This window comes from Streptomyces sp. B3I8 (assembly GCF_030816915.1).
Taxonomy (GTDB): Bacteria; Actinomycetota; Actinomycetes; order Streptomycetales; family Streptomycetaceae; genus Streptomyces.
Window position 1 is genome coordinate 3395462 of sequence record NZ_JAUSYN010000002.1, and the last position, 20016, is coordinate 3415477.

Sequence of the window (20016 nt, forward strand, 5' to 3'; positions counted from 1 at the left end):
CGGCTTCGCGTTCCTCCCGGTCATCGCCTAATACATCCCTGTTACAGCGGGGACTGCCGACTCCGGGCACTCTCTTTCGGGGCGCACCCCGCCGACCCTGCCGGGACGCGGCCGCGGCGGCGGCTTCCGCCGCCGCCCCGGGTCCGTACCAGGCCGCCGTCCGCCGGGACAGTTCCGTGACGCGGGCGGCACTCGACCGCGACCGGTGACCACGCGACCCCTCCCCGCCGCCCCTCACCGCCCCCTCCCGACCGGCTACCCCCGCGCTCCCAGCACCGCCGCCGGCGATGTGCGCAGGGCGTGGCGGGTGGGGAGCTGGAGCGAGAGGTACGCCACCGTGGCGATCGTCAGGACCGTGGCGGGGACGAGCCAGACCGGGCCCGCCGGCCAGGGGTGGTGCAGGAAGGCGGTGCCCAGCAGGGCCAGCGGGACGACCGTCAGGGCCATGCCCGCGAGCAGGGCCCCGGTGGTGATCAGTACCGCCTCGCGTCGCATCATCGCGCGGATCTGGGCCGGGGTCGTGCCGTTGAGGCGGAGCGTGGCCATCTCCTCCCGGCGCTGGGAGGTGGTCGCCACCAGCTTGTTGGCGATGCTCAGCAGCAGGTAGGCGAGCAGGACGACGATGGTGGCCAGGTTGATCCAGACCTCCGCCGGCGCGTCGGACAGTCCGCCGTCGCTCTCGTCGGCGGTGTCGCCCACGTCCAGACCGGGCGTCTTGGCGACCAGGGCCGCCAGGGCGTGGTCCGCCTCCGGGCTGCCGTCGGTGCGGACGAGGGCGCTCTGGTCGAGGCCGGTCGTGGTGTGCGGGGCGGCGAGGTCGTGGGAGAGGGCGAACGGGCCGAAACCGAGGCCGCGCCGGTAGACGGCGACGACACGCGGGTGGGTGGTGGTGCCGTCGCCCAGGGTGAGCGTGATCCGGTCGCCGACGGCCGCGTCGAGCGAGCGCGCCGTGTCGTCGCTGATCGCCGCCGTGGCACCGCGGAGGCGGGCCAGGCTGCCGTCGCGTACGTCGAGGTCGAGGACGCGGGGGGCGTCGGGGGTGAGAACGGTCGCGGCGGCCGACTCGGTCGTGACGTCGCCGAGTTCGCGGTAGGAGTACACCACCGTGGTCGAGGTGACGGGAGCGGCCGCCGTCACGCCGGGGGTGGCCCGTACGTCGTCGAGGAGGCCGGTGGGCAGTCCGCCGAGGCCCGGCGCGGTCACCCGGTGCTGGGCGAGGGTGCCGGCGCGGGTGTCCTGTGCGGTGGCCTCCGCGACGGTGGTCAGGGTGAAGGTATACGTCAGGACGAACGCGACCGCCATGGCGAGGGTGCTCACCACCCCCGCGACGCGCAGCGCGTAGCCGCGGACGTTGGCCACGGCGAGCCAGGTGGGCGCCGTGGTGCCGGGGCGCAGTCGTCGGCCGAGCGCGCCGCCCGCCCACCGGGTCAGCGCCGGGCCCGCCATGGCGAGGCCGATCGCGCCGAGGATGCCGGCCATCTGGGTCGCCGCCGCGCCGATCGCGGTGCGCGACAGCAGCGGGGCGACCGAGAGCGTCGTCGCGGCGACCATCACCAGCAGACCGCCGTACGTCCGCCACCGGGCGGGCTCGCGGGGCTCCGTACGGGACTCCGCGACCGCCTCGGTGGCCGGCCGCGTCGAGGTGCGCCAGGCCGCGCCCCGCGCCGCGAGTTGTACGGCGCCGGCCAGCAGCAGGGCGGTGGCGAGCGCGGGCAGCGGGCTGACGGTGAGCGGCAGCGCGGAGGGCACCGCGCCGCGGTCCACGAGCAGGTCCCTCAGCCGGTCGGCGAGCAGGTAGCCGAGGGCGGCGCCCGGTACGTACGCCACCGCGGCGACGACCATGGCCTGCGCGGCGGCGAGCCGGCGGATCTGCTTCGGGGTGGCGCCGACCGCCCGCATGAGGGCCAGGTCGCGCCGCTGTCCGTTCACCGCGACGGTCAGCGCGCCCGCCACCACGAATCCGGTGATCAGGACGACCACGCCGGCCAGGGAGGAGGAGAGCAGGAGCAGCAGCGGGCGGGAGGCGCCGTCGCCGGGGGAGACGGCGTCGCCGCGGTCGCTGCCGGTGAGGACCTTCAGGTGCTCGGCGGTGGTGCCGGACGCCGCGAGCCGGTCGCGGACGGCGGCGGCGACCTCGTCGGTGTGCCCGGCGGTGGTGCGCAGTCCGATCAGGTCGACGGTGCCGGCGCGCGGGCCGCTGTTCCGGCCGGCCAGCGCGGTGGCGGCGGAGTCTGCGAAGAGGACGCCGGCGCCGGGCGCGTCGACGATCGCCGTGAGGCGGTAGTCGGCGGCGGGACGGCCGGCCGCGGCGATGCGGACCCGGTCGCCGACGGCGGCCCGGGCGGCGGTGGCCGTGGCGCGGTCCACGGCGGCCTCGTGGGCGCCGGCCGGTGCCCTGCCGGTGACGCGCGGGTGCGCGAGCAGCCGGACCGAGGACCAGCCGTGCCCGGCGGTGGCCGGGTCGGCGGCGGTGGCGAGGCCGCCGTCGAGGGTCTGGACGGCGGCGGGGAAGCCGAGGTCGGTGGCGGCCCCGGTCACGCCGGGGAGCTCGGCGAGCCGGTCCACGAGGGTGGCCGGGACCGTGCCGCGTTCGGTCAGCGGGACGGTCATGTCGCCCGGGGCCCGCACGCTCTGGTCGGCGGCGACGATCACATCGGCGCCGGCCAGCCGCCCGGCGGGCAGGGAGGAGCGCAGTCCGGACTCGGCGAGCACTCCGGTGCCGGTGAGCAGGGCGGCGGCGCCGAGGACGGCGCAGGCCACCGCGAGGAGGGCGGCGATCCGGTGACGGGCGGTGCGCAGGGCGAGGTGCAGCATGGTCAGCGTCCTCCCAGGGCGACCAGGCGGTCGGCAAGGCGGGGTGCGGTGGGTGCGTCGAGGGTCTCGACGACGCGGCCGTCGGCCATCACGAGCGCCCGGTGGGCCTGGGCGGCGGCGGCCGGGTCGTGGGTGACCATCACGACGGTCTGGCCCAGCTCGTCGACGAGTTCACGCAGCAGCCGCAGTACGTCGTGGGCGCTGCGCAGGTCCAGCGCGCCGGTCGGCTCGTCGGCGAACACCACGGCCGGCCGGGTGACCAGCGCGCGCACGATGGCCGCGCGCTGCTGCTGGCCGCCGGAGAGTTCGGTGGGCCGGTGGGTGAGCCGGCCGGCCAGTCCGACCCGCTCCACCAGCATCTCCAGCCACGCGCGGTCGGGGGCCCGGCCCGCCAGGCGCAGCGGCAGGGTGATGTTGTCGGCGAGGTCCAGGGACGGGACGAGGTTGTACGACTGGAAGACGAAGCCGACGCGTTCGCGGCGCAGTTCGGTGCGCCGGGTCTCGTCGAGGCCCGCGATCTCGTGTCCGTCGATGCGGATGCTGCCCGTGGTGGGGGTGTCCAGGCCGGCGGCGCAGTGCATCAGCGTGCTCTTGCCGGAGCCGGAGGGGCCCATCACCGCGAGGAACGTGCCGCGCGGGACGGTCAGCGAGACGTCGTCGAGCGCACGGACGCCGCCCTGGTACGTCTTGCCGACCCGGTCCAGGACGATCGCGGGGGCGGGGGCGGCGTACCCGGTCCGAGCCTGGCCGGGGGCCGCGAACGGCCGGTTCATCGACGGCCCCGCAGACGCTGCAGGACGAGCACGGTGGCGCACGCGGCGGTGACGACCCCGAACGCGAGGTGCACGGCGGTGGAGGCGTCGCCGTAGGAGGCGACGGTGTTGGCGAGTGCGCTGATCACCAGGACCGTCCAGAGCAGGGCGCGCAGGACGTCGGACCGGCTGACCCCGGACCGCGTCGGCTCGTGGTCGTCGGCGGGGCCGGTGAAGCGGTAGGGGTCGGGGTGCGACATGAGTGCTCCTTCGGGGACGCCGGCGGGCTGTGGGCCCGCCGTTTCGGCACACCTCAGACGCTAGGCAGCCGGGCCCGCGCCTCCGAGCCCGCCAGCCGCCCGGTCCGGGGTACAGCAGGCTGTACTCCTCGGGTCCGGGGCTGACGGCGAACGGTGCGGCGCCCTAGGGTCGTTGTCGGAAGGAGGCCACCATGCCGACGCACGACACACCCCGTGACACCTCGGGGACGCGGCCGTCCCGGGACACCCCGCAGGCGCGCGACGAGGACCGGGCACACGGTGGGCTTCCGGCCTACGGGAGAACCCCGGAGGGTGCGGCCGCGGGAGGCCCCGGCGGCTCCCACAGGTACACCGGGCCGGGCGGCCCCGGCAGCACCCGCGGTGCCTCCGGATCCGGCGGTGACGCGGTGTCCGGGAAGGCGGGCGGGACGGGGCAGGCCGGGGAGGCCACCGAGCGGGATCTGAGGGCCGTCGCCGCACGGGCCGCCAAGGACGCGGTCCGCGGGCTGGAGCAGCTCACCAGTGGGTTCGGCACCGCCATGATGGCGGGCGTCGTGCTGTTGGCCACCGCTTTCACCGCCGTCGCGTGCCTGGTCGGCGTCGGGCTGCTGCTCGCCCCGGTCGTGCTGCGCGTCCTGCACGCCCTGGCCCGGCGCGAACGCGACCGGCTGGGCCGCTGGGGAGCGGAGGTCATCGCCCCCGAGCGGCCGCCCACCCGGCTCCGGCTCGCCGTCACCGACCCCACCACCCGCCGCGAGCTGGTCTGGCTGGTCCGGCACAGCACTCTCGGTGCGCTCCTCGGCCTCGTCGCCATACTGCTGATGCTCTTCGCGGTCCGCGACGCCACCTTCCCGCTCTGGTGGCGTCTCGCGCCGCGGGACAGCTCCAGCACCTCGCTGGGGTTCGGCGTCGCCCACTCGTGGGCCGACGCGCTCTCCGTGGCCCTGCTCGCCGTCGGCTGGTTCGCGATCATCCTCGGCCTCGTCCCCGGCATGGCCCGGCTCCAGGGCGAACCGGGCCGACGGCTGCTGTCCGCCGGGCCCGACGCCGACCTGTCCCTGCGGATCGCCCAGCTCACCGCCACCCGGGCCGCCGCGCTCGACGCCCACGCCACCGAGCTGCGCCGCATCGAACGCTCCCTGCACGACGGCACGCAGAACCGCATCGTCACGGTCACCGTGCTGCTCGGCGCCGCCCGCCGCATGGTCGCCCGCGACCCGGCCGGCGCCGAGGAACTGCTCGAACGTGCCCAGAGCGCCGCCGAGCAGGCACTGGCCGAGCTGCGCACGGTCGCCCGGGGCATCCTGCCCCCGGTGCTCGCCGACCGCGGGCTGGCCGGGGCGCTCGACGGACTGGCCGCCTCCTGCCCGGTACCGTGCCGCATCGACGTCGACGCGCCCCAGCGGTGTGCCGCCTCCGTCGAGGCGACCGCCTACTTCGTGGTCGCCGAGGCGCTCACCAACATCGCCAAGCACAGCGGCGCCCACCACGCCCAGGTCACCGTGCGCACGCACGACGGCCGACTGTGGCTGCGCGTCACCGACGACGGCCACGGAGGCGCCGACGAGGACGGCGGCTCCGGACTGGTCGGCATTCGCCGCCGGATCGCGGCACATGACGGAACACTCGCCCTGGCCAGCCCCCGCGGCGGCCCGACAACCCTTGAAGTGGAACTTCCATGCGGATTGTGATCGCCGAGGACGACCCCCTGCTGCGCGAGGGCCTGGCCCTGTTGCTGCGGGCCGAGTCCCTCGACGTGGTGGCCACCGCCGGCACGGCCGACGACGCCCTGAAGGCCATCGACGAGCACGCGCCGGACGTCGCCATCCTCGACGTACGGATGCCGCCGACCCACACCGACGAGGGCATCGTCGCCGCCGTCGAGGCCCGGCGCCGTCACCCGGACCTCGCGGTCCTCGTCCTGTCGGCCTACGTCGAGCAGACCTTCGCCACCGAACTCCTCACCGGCGGCGTCCGCAGGCTCGGCTATCTGCTCAAGGAGCGGGTCGGCCGGGTCGAGGAGTTCCTGGACGCGCTGCGCCGGGTCGCGGAGGGCGGCACCGCCATCGACCCCGAGGTCGTGGCCCAGCTCTTCACGCGCAGCCGCGAGGACAGCCGGCTGGAACGGCTCAGCCCGCGCGAGCGCGAGGTGCTCGCGCTGATGGCCGAGGGCCTCGGCAACACCGCGATCGCCGAACGGCTCGTCGTCACCGACGGAGCCGTGCACAAACACATCCGCAGCATCTTCGCCAAGCTGGACCTGTCCCCCGCCGACCAGGTCGACCGCCGGGTCGCGGCGGTCCTGCGCTACCTCGACGACATACGGCGGCGGGGCTGATCCGTCCCCGTGTCCCGCTCCTGAACGCGTCCGACGGGCCGTCACGCCGAGTGCCGCGCACGGCACTCGGCGTTTTCACGGGCCCGTCCGGGTTAAGCGGACCCCATGGACCGGGGCAGGGGCAAGGGCAGAAACAGGGACACGGGCAGGGGCGAAGGCAGTGACACGGGCGCGCGCTCCAGCCCGGGCTCGGACTCAGGCGCGGGCTCGGGCTCAGGCAGGGGCGACGGCACAGCCGGTGGCGGCGTACGGGTCGGCGCGTGTTCGTGGACGGACAGGGCGCTGGTGAACAGCGGCTGGTACCCCGAGGGCTCCCGCGACGCCGAGGGCCGGCTGCGGCACTACACCTCCCGGTTCTCGCTGGTGGAGGTCGACTCCAGCTACTACGCGGTGCCCAGCGCCCGCAACAGCACCCTGTGGGTGGACCGCACGCCCGAGGGCTTCCGGTTCGACGTCAAGGCGTTCTCCGCGCTCACCGGACACCCGACCCGGCAGGGCGTGCTTCCCGCCGAGCTGCGCGGACTCCCCCAGGGACCGGAGCTGCGCGAGGAGGTATGGCGGCGGTTCACCGAAGCCGTCCGTCCGCTGCGGGAGGCCGGCCGGCTCGGCACCGTGCTGTTCCAGTTCCCACCGTGGTTCTCGCCCGGCTCCCGGGCGGTGGCCGCCCTCCGGGAGTGTGCCGAGCGCGCCGCCGACTGGCCCGTCGCCGTGGAGTTCCGGCATCCGGCGTGGTGGCGGGAGCGGCAGTACGACGCGACCTGCGCGCTCCTCGCCGAACTCGGACTGGCGGCCGTCGCCGTGGACATGGTGCAGACCCTGCCCACCTCCATACCCCCCGTCACCCCCGTCACCTCGCTCCGCCTGGCCGTCGTCCGCTTCCACGGGCGCAGCCCGGCGTGGGGAACGGGCAGCAAGGAGGAGCGGTTCCGGTACGACTACACGGCGGACGAGTTGCGGGAGTGGATACCCCGGCTGCGGACGATGGCCGACCGGACCGAGGAGTTGCACGTCCTGTTCAACAACTGCTGCGGGGAGGCCGCCGTGCGGGCGGCGGCGCGGATGAAGGAGCTGTTGCGCGACGAGTGGGGCGAACGGGTGGATGTTTCACGTGAAACAGGTGACACCGCTCGTTTTGCATGAAGCAGCCAACGGTGCTCGTTTCACGTGAAACATCCAAGAGTGCTTGTTTCACGTGAAACAGGCGGCGCCGCGGGACCCGCGTCACGCCGCTCGTGCCGTTCGGGCTGTTCGGGCTGTTCACACCGCCGCCGTCAGCCAATGCGGATGTCCTTCTTCACCGTGACCTGGTCGACGTCCGTCGTCCGCACCGTCACCTTCATCGTCCAGACTCCGGGGAGCGGCAGGTTGAGGGCGTCGGAGGTCCAGTAACCGCCCTGATCCTCGAGTTTGGCGTCGAGGGGCCCGAGCTTCTGGTCCCCCAGAGTGAACGTGAGGCGGACCTCCGGGACCGTGACGATGCCGTCGTCCGGCCCGTACGTCACGACCTGCACCGTGTTCTCACCCGCTCGGCCTGGGGTCAGGTCGACCTGCGCCTTGCCCCGGCCACCCGGCGCACCCACCACGAAGGGGACGGCGGCCGAGGCACCCAGGATCGGCGAGGCCGCCTCCTGCGCGGCGACGGCCTCCGTCTCGGCGCGGCCCGGCTGGGTTCCGGTCAGCAGAGTGGTCACCATGAGCACCATGACGCCCACGGTGACCTCGGCGAGGACGGAGGTGCGCAACCGACGGCGGCCGGCCGACTCCGCGTCGGGGGACAGGGAGGCAACCGCATGCGGTTCGCGGTTTTGTGCCGCCCGGGCGGGGGCCGTCGCCTCCCGGGGCGCGGCCGGCCGGGCCGTGAAGCGGCGGGAGTACGCGGCCGCCGCCAGCAGCACCACCACGGCCAGCAGCTTGGCCGTGAGGAGCCTGCCGTAGGTCGTGGTGGTCAGGGTGTCCAGGGAGCCGAGGCCCCGCCAGGACTGATAGACGCCGGTGGCCACGAGCACGACGACCGAGGTGAACGCGAGACGGGAGAAGCGGGTCACCGCACCGGCCGGGAGTTTCTCGGGCGACCGGTACAGCGTGGTCAGCAGGACCACCAGGCCGCCGAGCCAGGCGGCCATCGACAGCAGGTGCAGCACCGCGGACGTGATCGCCACCGGGACCTGCAGGCCGGCGGAGGCGTGCTCGGACATGGCCCAGGTGAGGGCGAGCGCCAGTGCCAGCAGCGCACCGCCGGTGAGCCGCAGCCGTTCCCTGAGCGGTTCCCCCTCCCTCCGGCGCAGCGGAAAGAAGACCGCCGCCGCGAGAAGCGGCAGCCGGACGAGGAGGACGAGGCCGGGGCGGGTGGCGGCCGTGTCGTCGAGCAGCGTCGGGTCGAGGGCGGTGGCGGGCCCGGTACCCCGCTCGTACGGGCCACGCAGCAGGAACAGCGCGACGGTGGCGGCCAGCAGGGTCCACCACCCCAGACGGGCGGGGCCCCGTGCCGGCTCCAGCCCGGTGGTGGCGGCGAACGCGAAGACGCCGATCAGGAGGGCGATGCCCCCGTAGGCGAAGTAGCGGGCGATGTCGTAGAGGACCGTGGAGGCGCCGTTCGAGGAGGGCTCGGCGGGGAGGACGGCCGCGCTGGGGGACGGCTTGCCGATGGAGAAGGTGAACGCACCGGAGACGGGGTGGCTGTCGGCGGAGACGACGCGCCAGCCGATGGTGAAGGTGCCCTTGCCCATGCGGGCGGGGAGGGTGATGCGGGCGGTGTCGCCGCGGCCGTCCTCGCGGGTGGGCCGGCCGGTGTGGAGGCGCCGGTTGGTGTGGTCCAGGACGCGGAAGGAGTCGTCGAGCAGGCCGACGGACTCGCTGAAGGTGAGGGTGACGGTGCGGGGGGCGATTCTGACGACGGTGCCGTCCTGAGGGGTCGAGGACGTGAGGACGGCGTGGGCGGATGCGGGGGTGGCGGCGATGGAGACGGTGGCGAGCAGCAGAAGGAGGGTGGCGCCGAGCAGGGTGAGCGCGCGGGTGAGGTGGGGGTGGGAGGAACCGCGGTCCCGCTGTGCGTCCACGTCCGTTGCGTCTCCGTACGTTGCGGTCGGGGATCAGGAGGTTGGGGGTCTGGCGTCCGGGGCTCGGCGATCCGAGGCTCGGGGGTTCTGGAGTTCTGGAGTTCTGGGGGTTCTGCTTACGTACGGATGGTGACCGTGGGGCGTTCAAGGAGGGGGTACGCCCCCTGGACACCGGTGGGTCCCCGGAGCCGTACGGTAAGGGCTCGGCCAGGCGCGGTGGGCCCGGTGAGCGCGGACGGGACGGGGGCGGTGCATGGGAGCCGGCGGCGGACTGCTGTGGGGGGCCTACGGGATCAGCGCGTTGGGGACCTGGCTGGCGTTCGACGCCTTTCCCCTCATCGCCGTCCTCGTGCTGCACTCCGGACCCGTCGCCGTCTCCGCCCTCGCCGCCGCCGGGCTGGCGGTGGGGGCCGTGGCGGCCGTACCGCTCGGGCCCTGGCTGGAGTTCCGGCGCAAGCGGCCCGTCATGGTCGCCACGGACCTCGTCCGCTGCGCCGCCCTGCTGACGATTCCCGTCGCCTACCTCCTCGACGCGCTCACCTTCGTCCATCTCCTGACCGTGTCGGTCGTCGTCGCGGTGGCCGACATCGCCTTCCGGGCGGCGAGCGGCGCTTTCATCAAGAGCCTCCTGCCGCCCGAGGAACTGCTCCTCGTCAACGCCCGGTTCGAGTCGACGAACTGGACCGCCATCATGCTCGGCCCGCCGCTCGGCGGAGCGATGGTCGGGCTGTTCGGACCGGTGGCCACCGTCCTGGCCGACGCGGCCAGCTATCTCCTCTCCGCCGCCGGCCTTCGTGCGATCACCGTCCACGAGCCGCACCCGGCCCGCCACGAGGACACCGAGACCCTCGAGGACAGCGAAGACACCAAGGGTGCCCACGCCCCGTCCCGCTCCCGGGTCCGCGAGTTGTTCGACGGCTGGCGGTTCATCCTCGGCGACCCGGCGCTGCGCCCGCTGTTCGGCAACACCGTCCTCTACAACGGCCTGCTCATGGCCGTCTCCCCGCTGCTCGCCGTGCTGATGCTGGGCCCCCTCGGCTTCGCCCCCTGGCAGTACGGCCTCGCCTTCGCGCTGCCCTCCGTGAGCGGTCTGGTCGGCTCCCGGCTGGCCCGCGGGCTGGTCGCCCGGTTCGGGCAGCACCGGGTCCTGTTCACCACGGGCGTCCTGCGCGCCTGCTGGCCGCTGGGGCTGGCCTTCGTCCGGCCCGGCGTCCCCGGTCTCGTCCTGGTCGTCCTCGTCGAGTGCGGGGTGATCGCCAGCTGCGGCGTGTTCAACCCGGTGTTCGCCACCTACCGGCTGGAGCGGACCCCGGCCGACCGGGTCGTCCGCACGCTGTCCGCGTGGTCCGTCTCCACCAAACTCGGCACCGCGGCGCTGACGGCCCTGTCGGGCCTGCTGGCCGGTCTCACCGGCCCGCGCACGGCGATCGGCGCGGCGGGCCTGCTCCTGCTGGCGACCCCGCTGCTGCTCCCCCGCCGCGCACCGCGCCCGCAGGCCCTCGCGGAGTCACGCCCCTGACGACCCTGTCGCCCGTGGACGCGGCGCGGAGTTCACCGCCCGCTGCCGTGGGGAGCCGGGCGGATCACCGTGCCGTGCCGGCCGTGGGCCCCTCCCCGGCCGGCGCCCGCAGGAAGCCCAGCCTCGCCCGTTTCTCCGGAAGGTGCACGTCCGGGAGTTCGATCTCCGGGAGCGTCACCGGGGGCCCGAGGACGAAGCCCTCGGCCGTGAACCGCGCGAGCGCCCGCGCGTTGCGCTCGTCGGGGTCCACGACGATCCGCGTGCGGCCCAGCACGGTGAACGCGTACGTCGTGAACACCGACAGCAGCGCCCCCGACCAGCCCGGCCGGACCGGCCGCCCGCCGCCCGATGTCGGTGCGGCTGTCGCCCCCGGCGGGGCGAGCAGAACATGAATGCCCAGGTCGCCCGGCTCGACGGCGTAGCACTCGCTCACCCGGTCCGCCTCCGGCTCGTACGTCTGCAGCAGTCCCACCGGCTCGCCGTCCTTCACGGCGAGGAACGCGTGGTGGGTGTCGAGGGTGCCCAGGTGGGCGTAGACCTCCCCGACCTGCTCCTCGGTGAGCCCGTTCATCCCCCAGAACACGGCGCGCTCCTCACGCACCCAGCCGTGCACCGTCCCGGCGTCGGCGGCGGGGTCCAGGCGCAGCAGGCGGACGGTGCCGAAGCCGTCGATCCGCTGCTCGTGCACGGCGGCGCGGCCGGCGTCGTACGGCCTCTCAGTGGTCATGGTCCACGTCCTCCTCGGTCAGCAGGTTCCAGTCGGTGACGACGGGGGCGAGACCACCCGTGAGCCACAGGGGCAACTGGTCACGGTGGTGCGGGTCTCCGGGCACGCCGGACGCGCCGAACGGCACCACCCAGCCGCTGTCCTCGCGCCGGGCGAGGTCCCAGACGTACCGGGCGGCGGACGCGCGCGCGGACAGGTCCGTCAGGCCGGGTACGGAGGAGGTGCTCAGCACGCAGTCGTGGTCGCCGGACAGGCCGGGCTCCTCCCACGCGTCGCCCGACGCCGGCGGGGGCAGTGCCCGCCACGGGGCCAGCCGGTGGGTGTCGCCCCAGGTCAGGCCCTCCGACGGCGCGGCCGCGGTCTCCTCCAGGGCCGCACGGACCAGTGCGGGGCGGTCGATGCCGTACAGGTCGGGCACGGTGAGGAGGTGTTCGAGGGCGAGGCCGACGCGCGGTACGAGGGCGAGCCAGGGACGGAAGATCTCCGGGTACGCGGGCGGGTCGGCGAGCACGGCCAGGGCGGGCTCGGCCACGAGCCGCCGGACGAGCGCGCCGCGCACCGCCGCGTAGGCCGCGGCGTCGGCGCTGTCCGCCGCCATCCGCCGGTCCCAGCGCAGCAGCCGCTCGCGCAGGGCGGCGGGCGCGGGGGCGAGGCCGTCGAGCGCGGCCAGGTGGTCGAGCAGGGGCGCGGCGGAGGCGAGGTGGGTGTCGGTGTGGATCTCCGGCATGTCGGCGGCCCGCCACCGCGGGCGCCCGCCGAGCAGCGCGCGGATGCGGTCGGCACGGTGCGGCGGGGCGAATTCGGTGCCGAGCGGGGCGGACGGGCCGCGCTGGTTCGCCATCACGGCCAGGCCCTCGTCGAAACCCCCGTACGGCGTCCCGTGCCGGCCGGTCCACTCGTGGCCGGGTTCCCAGGCGGGAACGGGCCGTACCCGGTTGGCGGCGGCGCGCACGGGGACGCGTCCGGCGACCCGGTGCAGCGTCCCGCCCTCGGTGTCGGCGGCCAGTACGACGTTGACGGGCTCCGCCCACCGGTCGAACGCCCGGTCGACGTCCGCGACCCGGCGGGCCCGCAGCAGCGGCAGCAGCGCGCCGAAGCCGAGGTCCCCGGTGACGCGGGGAGGGTAGCGGAGGGACATGGGGGCGGACGGGTCCGCGCCGGACCCCGGCGTCGGCGCGGGGGTGGTTCCGGCCGGCGGCGGTGAGCCGATCACCACCGGTCCCCGCGCCGTCTCGATCACCTCCACCTCCACCTGCGCCTGCGCCTTTACCTCCCTCTCCACCTCGTCGGATCCGCCCTCGCCGCCCGACACCTCGATCGTCTCCGTGTGCGTCGGGACCGGCCGCCAGGTGCCGTCCGGGTCGAGCGCCTCCACCCCGTCCGGCGTGCGCCGCAGCCGCTCCCGGTACAGGTCCTGGCAGTCGGCCATGGCGTTGGTGATGGCCCAGGCGACCGTGCCGGTGTGGGCGAAGTGCGCGATGCCCGGGACGCCGGGGACGGCGAGCCCGACGACGTCGAACTCCGGGCAGGCCAGCCGTATCTGCTGGTAGACCCCGGGTTCCTCGATGAACCGGTGCGGATCGCCCGCGAGGACGGCCTGCCCGGTGACGGAACGGTCCCCGGTGACGAGCCAGCCGTTGCTCCCCGCGGTGCCGGGGCCGTCGGCCGCGAACAGTCCGACCGCCTCCGGGCCGAGGTGCCGTGTCACCTCCTCCCGCCACAGCTTGGCCGGGAAACCGGCGAACAGGATGTGCGTGCCGAGCCAGACCCCGAGCGGGGTCCAGGGCCGCCAGCGACCGGGGCCGAGCCCGGTCCGGGCGAACTCCGGGGCGCGGCGCGCGCCGGCGGCGAGCCCTTCGTTGACGCCGTCGACGTACGCCCGTACCCAGGTGGCGGTCTCCGGATCCCGTTCCTCCAGGACGGCGTAGCAGCGCCTCGCGGTGTCGTCGAGGCGGGCCCGGCGCGCGAAGCGGTCCCAGGGCAGGGCCTCGGTGCCGAGGAAGGCGGCGGTGGTGCCCCGGACACGGTGGCGCTCCACCTCGAGCTGCCAGGCGCGGTCCAGGGCGGTGACCCGGCCCTGTGCACGGGCGAGCGCGAGGACGTCGCCGGCGCGCAGGTGCGGGACGCCCCGGGCGTCGCGGTAGAGGTCGAAGGTCATGCGGCACCACGCCTTACGAAGTTAGGCTCACCTAAGTAACAGTGCGCCGGAATGGTACGTCACCGCGGGGCGCGGGATCATCGGTCGTATGGACGTCACCCTTCACCTCGCCCAGCAGCCGGACGCCGACGCCTTGCTGGGCCGCAGTCCGCTGGCGGCGCTGATCGGCATGCTGCTGGACCAGCAGGTGCCGATGGAGTGGGCCTTCGCGGGGCCGTACACCATCGCCCGGCGCATGGACGCCGACGATCTCGACGCGCACGACATCGCGGCCTACGAGCCCGAGGCGTTCGCGGCGCTGCTGTCCCACAAGCCCGCCGTGCACCGGTACCCGGGGGCGATGGCGAAGCGGATCCAGCAGCTGTGCGCGTTCCTCGTGGAGCGGTACGACGGGGACGCCGAGGCGGTGTGGTCCGGCGTCACGGACGGCGCGGAGCTGCTGGCGCGGCTGAAGGAGCTGCCGGGGTTCGGGGCGCAGAAGGCGCAGATCTTCCTGGCGTTGCTGGGTAAGCGGGTCGGGGTGCGGCCGGAGGGCTGGCGGGAGGCGGCGGGGGCGTACGGGGAGCCGGACGCGTTCCGGTCGGTCGCGGACATCACGGGGCCGGAGTCCCTGGTGCGGGTACGGGCGCACAAGCAGGAGATGAAGGCGGCGGCGAAGGCAACCAGAACGGCCAAGACGGTCAGGGCGGCGAAGGCCCCACGGACCAGGGCGTCCGGGGACGCCTGAACGTTCCGGCGACCGTCGGCGCGCCCCCACTGCTCCCCACACCCGCCCTCCGCACCGCTTCCCGCGCTCCTCGCACGGTGCCGCCGCAGCCGCACAGGGGCGCGGACCGGCGCCCGTTCGGGATGCCGCTGTCGCTCGCACCCTGCGACCGGTCACCTCTTTGCCCGGTTCTGCACCGGGTTTTCCGGTGGTGCACTCGGGCGCCATGGCTGCGCCCGGAACGCCGGGACCGGTAGGCTTTCCGTGTGATCTTCAAGCGCATCGGAAACGGCCGGCCGTACCCCGACCACGGCCGGGAAAGCACCCGGCAGTGGGCGGACGTCGCACCGCGCCCGGTCCGCCTCGATCAGCTGGTGACGACCAAACAGCAGCTCGATCTGGAAACACTGCTCGCCGAGGACTCCACGTTCTACGGCGACCTCTTCGCGCACGTCGTGAAGTGGCAGGGCGACCTGTACCTCGAGGACGGACTGCACCGCGCGGTGCGTGCCGCGTTGCAGCAGCGACAGGTGCTCCACGCGAGAGTGCTCGAACTCGACTGAATCGGGCGGCACCGGACGCCGTCGGACGTCCCGTTGCCCCTTTCGGGTCGCACTCGGCCTGATCGAATGATCATCTGGTAGGCACGGCCGCTTCGGCGCACTACGCTGCGCTCATGAGCATGCTGACTCCTCCCGGCATGGGCGGCCAGTACCGGATCACGGGTGACAAGTACCCGCGGATGCGCCCTCCGCGGAGGCGCCGCAGGCTGGTGGTCGGGGCCGTCGCCTCGATCGCCGCGCTCGGGCTGATCGGCTGGGGAACTCTGCAACTCATCGACGTCTTCACCGGCGGCGACAAGGCCTCCGCGTCCGTCGGCACCAAGGCCGCCGCCTGCCGGGCCCGGACGAGCCCCTCGCCCGGCATCCGCGCGGCCGCGCTGCCCGTGCCCGGGCGGATCACCGTCAACGTCCTGAACGCCACCACGCACGGCGGGCTGGCCAAGGACACCGCGGACGAGCTCAAGAAGCGCGGCTTCAAGGTCGGAACCGTCGGCAACGCGACGAAGGAGTACGACAAGAAGGTCAAGGGCGTCGCCGTGGTCCTCGGCCCGGCCGCGGCCAAGGACACCTCGCTGCCGGTGCTGGCGACCCAGCTCACCGGCGCGGAGCAGCGCACCGAGGCCGGCCGCAAGGGCGACGACGTCGACCTCGTCCTCGGGGACGACTTCAAGAAGCTGAACAGCGCCCAGGCCGCCGACAAGGCGCTGACCGCGCTCCGCCACCCCGCCGCGACGACGGCGGGCAAGAGCGGATCCGGCGACCGCACCCACTGCTGACCCGCATCCACTGCTGACCCGCTAGCCACTGCGGACCGCACCGGGCCCGCCCGCGAACCGAGCCTGACCGCACCGGGCCCGCCCACGCCGGATCTCCCACGCCGGGCCGCCCGCACCGGGCAGTGGCTACTCCGCCGCTCCGTACAGCCGGTCCCCCGCGTCGCCCAGGCCCGGGATGATGTAGCCGTGCTCGTTGAGGTGGTCGTCGACCGCCGCGGTCACCACCGTGACCGGCGTGCCCGCCAGTTCGCGCTCCATGACCTCCACGCCCTCCGGCGCGGCCAGCAGCACCACGGCCGTCACGTCGTCCGCGCCGCGCCGGATCAGCTCGCGGATCGCCGCGACCAGCGTGCCGCCGGTGGCGAGCATCGGGTCCAGGACGTAGACCTGGCGCCCGGAGAGGTCCTCCGGCATCCGCGTGGCGTACGTCGAGGCCTCCAGCGTCTTCTCGTTGCGGATCATGCCCAGGAAGCCCACCTCGGCGGTCGGCAGCAGCCGCATCATGCCGTCGAGCATGCCGAGCCCCGCCCGCAGGATCGGTACCACCAGCGGCCGCGGGTAGGACAGCTTGACGCCGGTGGTCGAGGCGACCGGGGTGTGGATGTCGACGGCCTCGGTGCGCACGTCCCGCGTGGCCTCGTAGGCGAGCAGGGTGACCAGCTCGTCGGCGAGCCGACGGAAGGTCGCGGAGTCGGTGCGGCGGTCGCGCAGCGTGGTGAGCTTGTGGGCGACCAACGGGTGGTCGACGACGTGGAGACGCATGGCCCCACAGTAACCGGGCGCCGCAGGTCCGGCGGCGCCGCGCCCGGCAAGGGACCGCTCCGCGATTCACACCCCCGCTCGCATCAAATCCCCCGTCGGAGGGAAGGTGGGAGGCACCGACCGGAGTGATGTGACGATGTCCGACCAGCAGTCCCGCAGGGACACAGAGCAGTACGGGGGCACAGGCCCACGGCGAGGGCGAGGGCGACAGGCCCCCGCTCCGGAGCCGGACCCGGTGCCCGAGCCGGACGCCGAGGCGGCGCGCCGACGCCGACGGGCCCAGTTCCTGCGCGAGCGCGCGGAGGCCCGTGCCCTGCGCGAGCGCGTCCAGCCCCGCCGCGCGAAGGTCGCCCGGCTGCGCCGCGCGATGCGCATGCGCACGTTCCGCTGGTAGCGCACGCTCCGCCGGCACCCCCGCACCCCCGCACCCCCGCACCCCCGCACCCCCGCACCCCCGCACCGACCAGGCGGTACGGCCTCCGCGGGGCGGCCACCTGCCGAGGCGCCGTCCTCCGCCGCGTACGATCACGGTCGGCAGCGGCAGGCACCTCGCGGGACGAGTCCGGCCCCCGGACTCCCTCCGCGTGAGAGGGGTGCAACACAGCGACGTGAAGACATCCCCTGAACGCCTTGTTTCTGCCACGATTCCGAGTGGGCGGGGGCGGAGCACAGCTCTCCCGTCCGCTACTTGGCCGGGGGGACCCCCCAACCGGCACACCTATGACCAGTGGGAGAGTCACGGTGTACTTCGCCGCACTGCTCGCGCGCACCGAAGACGGGTGGGAAGCGAGCGACACAGAGCTCGACGATGTGGAGACCCTGTCGGATCTGGCCGACCTGGCCCGGGAGGCCACGGCCGACGAGGACACGGTGCTCGTGCTCATCGAGCAGGAGGACGCGTGGTTCGGCGTCGTACGCGTGGACGGCGAGGAGGATCCTCGTATCTACGTGTCGGACGCCGCCGCGGCCTCTCGCAGCAGTTACGGCGAGATCCTGCTCACCGACGAACTGCTCGGCAGGGAACCCGGCGGCGACCCCGCCGACCTGGACCTCGACCTCGACGGCACGGAGGACGGAGAGGCCGACAACGACGGCGACGCCGAGGACGACGACACCGGCGCCGAGGCCGTGCCGCACGGCCCCGTCGGCGACGCCGAGGTCCTCGACGACCTCGGCGTGGGGGAGAAGGAACTGCGCTCCCTGGACGCCGAGGAAGCACTGACCGCGATCGCCGAGGCCCTGGGTGCCTCGGAGGTCCTGGAAACAGTGCGCTAGGCCCGCGGGGTGACGGCACACCACGCACCACCGGTCCCCGATCCGGTACGGGACCGGTGGCGGGCCCCCATGCGGCTCGCGCTGCGGGAGGCCGCGCGCGCCGCCGAGGGCGGGGACGTGCCGGTGGGCGCGGTGGTGCTGTCCGCGGACGGTACCCCGCTGGCCACCGGCCACAACGAGCGGGAGGCGACGGGCGATCCGACCGCGCACGCGGAGGTGCTCGCGCTGCGCCGGGCGGCCGCAGCGGCCGGCGAGTGGCGGCTGTCCGGGTGCACGCTCGTCGTCACGTTGGAGCCGTGCACGATGTGCGCGGGCGCCCTCCAGCAGTCCCGGGTGGACCGGGTCGTCTACGGCGCGCGGGACGACAAGGCCGGCGCGGCCGGTTCCCTCTGGGACCTGCTCCGCGACCGGCGACTCAACCACCGTCCCGAGGTGATCGAGGGGGTCCTCGCGGACGACTGCGCCCGCCTCCTCACCGACTTCTTCCGCACCGGTCCGCCGCACCGCCCGGCCACCGGAAGGGCACCCGAAACCGATTTCTGAGCGGGGCCCACCTTGGGGTAGGGTCTCCCTCGGTAGCGTGTCCGAGCGGCCGAAGGAGCTCGCCTCGAAAGCGAGTGTGGCGCAAGTCACCGAGGGTTCAAATCCCTCCGCTACCGCCACAGAGGGGCCCCGTCACGGCGGGGCCCTTTTCGCGTGTGTGTGATCTTCTCCGGTCGGCGAACATGTGCGCGGGTTACACTCACCGGCGGCATACGGGGTCGGTGGGGCGCGGGAGACGGGGGTGGCCGCTGTGGCGGTGCAGGGTAAGAAGATCGCGCTGTACGCACTCGTCGTCTTCGCGCTCTACGTGATCATCACCGACCCGGCGAAGGCCGCGGACTACGTCCAGATCGGATTCGAAGGCATTTCGAACGCCGCCCAGTCGGTCGGCGACTTCATGACCTGGCTCGCCAACGGCGCCAAGAACTGACGCGCGCGCGGCCGGTCACAGCGGCCCGACGTCAACTCGCGAAAATGTACGGCAGTTCACGGTCGCGGACCGTTCTTCTCTCTCAACACGGCGTTATGCGGTGCTTGCACACGGTGCACATGTCTTGTGATGCTATGACCGCTTTTGAGGGATGAATCGACGATGCGTTGACGAGTGAAGAGGTGGCGTTGACCGTGTCGGCCAGTACCGCGCCGCCCCAGGACGAGCTTCCGGCCCCCGCCCCCACGTCCGCTCCCGCCCCCACGTCCGCCGCCACCTCCGCGTCCGCTCCGGCTTCCGCGTCCGTTCCCGCCTCCGCCCCGGCCACCGCGTCCGTCCCGTCTGCCGCCGTGCCCGCATCCGCCCCGGCCGGCTCCGTGCCCGGCCCCGCTCCGCAGGACGCGCCGAAGCGCCGTGGTGCCGACACCCGGGCGCTGACCCAGGTGCTCTTCACCCAGCTCCAGGTTCTGGAGCCGGGCTCCCCCGAACACGACCGCGTGCGCGGGGCGCTCATCGAGGCGAACCTCCCGCTCGTGCGCTACGCGGCCGCCCGCTTCCGCTCCCGCAACGAGCCGATGGAGGACGTCGTCCAGGTCGGCACCATCGGGCTGATCAACGCGATCGACCGGTTCGACCCCGACCGGGGCGTGCAGTTCCCGACCTTCGCGATGCCGACCGTCGTCGGCGAGATCAAGCGCTACTTCCGGGACAACGTCCGCACCGTGCACGTCCCGCGCCGGCTGCACGAGTTGTGGGTGCAGGTGAACAGCGCGACCGAGGACCTCACCACCGCCTTCGGGCGCTCGCCGACCACCGCCGAGATCGCCGAGCGGCTGCGGATCGGCGAGGAGGAGGTGCTCTCCTGCATCGAGGCCGGCCGCTCGTACCACGCGACCTCACTGGAGGCCGCCCAGGAGGGCGACGGGCTGCCCGGCCTGCTCGACCGGCTCGGCTACGAGGACCCCGCCCTCGACGGCGTCGAACACCGCGACCTCGTACGGCATCTGCTCGTCCAGCTCCCCGAGCGAGAGCAGCGGATCCTGCTGCTCCGCTACTACAGCAACCTCACGCAATCGCAAATCAGTGCGGAGCTGGGGGTCTCCCAGATGCACGTCTCCCGGCTGCTCGCCCGCAGCTTCGCGCGGCTCCGTTCCGCAAATCGCATCGAGGCGTGAGCCGGACTTCCGCCCCCCGCCAGGGGTGACGCACAGGCGTCCGACGGATCACCTGGGGGAGGGAATCGGGGGCAGGGCGATTTTGCGCCCCACCGCGGCCGAAAACCCGTCAGACCCTTCTCTTCCAGCGCGAATTGCCGTCCCACATATCGACATGTCTCT

At 74.0% G+C, this 20016-nt stretch carries 19 protein-coding genes and 1 tRNA gene; 13 read left to right on the top strand and 7 right to left on the bottom strand.

What is annotated here, in order from left to right:
• Window positions 1-255 precede the first annotated feature (255 nt).
• Genes QFZ64_RS17195 through QFZ64_RS17205 form a run of 3 tightly spaced genes read right to left on the bottom strand, consistent with a single transcriptional unit; the run spans window position 256 to window position 3826 of the window.
• Window positions 256-2814 carry an ABC transporter permease gene (locus QFZ64_RS17195; protein ID WP_307066695.1) on the bottom strand — a complete coding sequence of 853 codons (2559 nt, stop codon included), beginning with the start codon at window positions 2812-2814 and terminating at the stop codon, window positions 256-258.
• 2 nt (window positions 2815-2816) lie between these two features.
• Window positions 2817-3587, bottom strand: coding sequence for an ABC transporter ATP-binding protein (locus QFZ64_RS17200; RefSeq protein WP_307066696.1), 771 nt, complete (start codon window positions 3585-3587; stop codon window positions 2817-2819).
• Window positions 3584-3826 carry a hypothetical protein gene (locus QFZ64_RS17205; protein WP_307066698.1) on the bottom strand — a complete coding sequence of 81 codons (243 nt, stop codon included), beginning with the start codon at window positions 3824-3826 and terminating at the stop codon, window positions 3584-3586. Before QFZ64_RS17205 ends, QFZ64_RS17200 begins: the two co-directional genes overlap by 4 nt.
• A 191-nt stretch (window positions 3827-4017) precedes the next feature.
• On the opposite strand from QFZ64_RS17205, the gene QFZ64_RS17210 reads away from it, so the two are divergent.
• The 3 genes from QFZ64_RS17210 (at window position 4018) to QFZ64_RS17220 (ending at window position 7304) form a co-directional block, all read left to right on the top strand.
• Window positions 4018-5517 (top strand): sensor histidine kinase, encoded by a 1500-nt coding sequence (locus tag QFZ64_RS17210; protein WP_307066699.1) that lies wholly within the window; start codon window positions 4018-4020, stop codon window positions 5515-5517.
• Window positions 5505-6164 (top strand): response regulator transcription factor, encoded by a 660-nt coding sequence (locus QFZ64_RS17215; RefSeq protein WP_307066701.1) that lies wholly within the window; start codon window positions 5505-5507, stop codon window positions 6162-6164. The genes QFZ64_RS17210 and QFZ64_RS17215 overlap by 13 nt, the downstream gene beginning before the upstream one ends.
• Window positions 6165-6449: 285 nt before the next feature.
• Window positions 6450-7304, top strand: a complete 855-nt coding sequence (locus QFZ64_RS17220; protein ID WP_307066703.1) for a DUF72 domain-containing protein — start codon at window positions 6450-6452, stop codon at window positions 7302-7304.
• Between the two features lie 131 nt (window positions 7305-7435).
• Here QFZ64_RS17220 and QFZ64_RS17225 read toward each other — a convergent pair whose 3' ends face one another.
• The gene (locus QFZ64_RS17225) at window positions 7436-9220 is read right to left on the bottom strand and encodes a copper resistance CopC/CopD family protein (protein WP_307066704.1); all 1785 of its coding nucleotides are present in this window, start codon (window positions 9218-9220) and stop codon (window positions 7436-7438) included.
• A 253-nt stretch (window positions 9221-9473) separates the two neighbouring features.
• On the opposite strand from QFZ64_RS17225, the gene QFZ64_RS17230 reads away from it, so the two are divergent.
• Complete coding sequence (locus QFZ64_RS17230; protein ID WP_307066706.1) at window positions 9474-10739, top strand: MFS transporter; 1266 nt, start codon at window positions 9474-9476, stop codon at window positions 10737-10739.
• A 64-nt stretch (window positions 10740-10803) separates the two neighbouring features.
• Here QFZ64_RS17230 and QFZ64_RS17235 read toward each other — a convergent pair whose 3' ends face one another.
• A complete protein-coding gene (locus QFZ64_RS17235) occupies window positions 10804-11466 on the bottom strand; it encodes a GNAT family N-acetyltransferase (protein WP_307066708.1) in 663 nt (220 codons plus the stop codon).
• Window positions 11456-13624, bottom strand: coding sequence for a penicillin acylase family protein (locus QFZ64_RS17240; protein WP_307066710.1), 2169 nt, complete (start codon window positions 13622-13624; stop codon window positions 11456-11458). Before QFZ64_RS17240 ends, QFZ64_RS17235 begins: the two co-directional genes overlap by 11 nt.
• An 88-nt stretch (window positions 13625-13712) precedes the next feature.
• Between QFZ64_RS17240 and QFZ64_RS17245 the strand changes: the two genes are divergently transcribed.
• The 3 genes from QFZ64_RS17245 (at window position 13713) to QFZ64_RS17255 (ending at window position 15669) form a co-directional block, all read left to right on the top strand.
• The gene (locus tag QFZ64_RS17245; protein ID WP_307066712.1) at window positions 13713-14351 is read left to right on the top strand and encodes an HhH-GPD-type base excision DNA repair protein; all 639 of its coding nucleotides are present in this window, start codon (window positions 13713-13715) and stop codon (window positions 14349-14351) included.
• Between the two features lie 245 nt (window positions 14352-14596).
• Window positions 14597-14893, top strand: a complete 297-nt coding sequence (locus QFZ64_RS17250) for a type II toxin-antitoxin system VapB family antitoxin (protein WP_004943146.1) — start codon at window positions 14597-14599, stop codon at window positions 14891-14893.
• Window positions 14894-15006: 113 nt separating this feature from the next.
• Entirely contained in the window at window positions 15007-15669 is a 663-nt protein-coding gene (locus QFZ64_RS17255; RefSeq protein ID WP_307066713.1) for a LytR C-terminal domain-containing protein, read from the top strand.
• A gap of 126 nt (window positions 15670-15795) precedes the next feature.
• Here QFZ64_RS17255 and upp read toward each other — a convergent pair whose 3' ends face one another.
• On the bottom strand, window positions 15796-16431 hold the full coding sequence (upp, locus tag QFZ64_RS17260; protein ID WP_307066714.1) for a uracil phosphoribosyltransferase: 636 nt from the start codon (window positions 16429-16431) through the stop codon (window positions 15796-15798).
• 136 nt (window positions 16432-16567) lie between these two features.
• Between upp and QFZ64_RS35370 the strand changes: the two genes are divergently transcribed.
• From QFZ64_RS35370 to QFZ64_RS17290, 6 genes are all read left to right on the top strand, one after another.
• Window positions 16568-16825 carry a hypothetical protein gene (locus tag QFZ64_RS35370; protein ID WP_373430622.1) on the top strand — a complete coding sequence of 86 codons (258 nt, stop codon included), beginning with the start codon at window positions 16568-16570 and terminating at the stop codon, window positions 16823-16825.
• 347 nt (window positions 16826-17172) lie between these two features.
• Window positions 17173-17706: a hypothetical protein gene (locus QFZ64_RS17270; protein ID WP_307071740.1), complete on the top strand. Its 534-nt coding sequence runs from the start codon at window positions 17173-17175 to the stop codon at window positions 17704-17706.
• A 69-nt stretch (window positions 17707-17775) separates the two neighbouring features.
• Entirely contained in the window at window positions 17776-18249 is a 474-nt protein-coding gene (gene tadA / locus QFZ64_RS17275; RefSeq protein ID WP_307071741.1) for a tRNA adenosine(34) deaminase TadA, read from the top strand.
• 31 nt (window positions 18250-18280) lie between these two features.
• Window positions 18281-18368: transfer RNA gene (locus QFZ64_RS17280), tRNA-Ser, on the top strand.
• Window positions 18369-18499: 131 nt separating this feature from the next.
• Window positions 18500-18679: a hypothetical protein gene (locus QFZ64_RS17285; protein WP_307066718.1), complete on the top strand. Its 180-nt coding sequence runs from the start codon at window positions 18500-18502 to the stop codon at window positions 18677-18679.
• Between the two features lie 188 nt (window positions 18680-18867).
• Window positions 18868-19854, top strand: a complete 987-nt coding sequence (locus QFZ64_RS17290; RefSeq protein ID WP_373430752.1) for an RNA polymerase sigma factor SigF — start codon at window positions 18868-18870, stop codon at window positions 19852-19854.
• The last annotated feature ends 162 nt before the right edge of the window (window positions 19855-20016 follow it).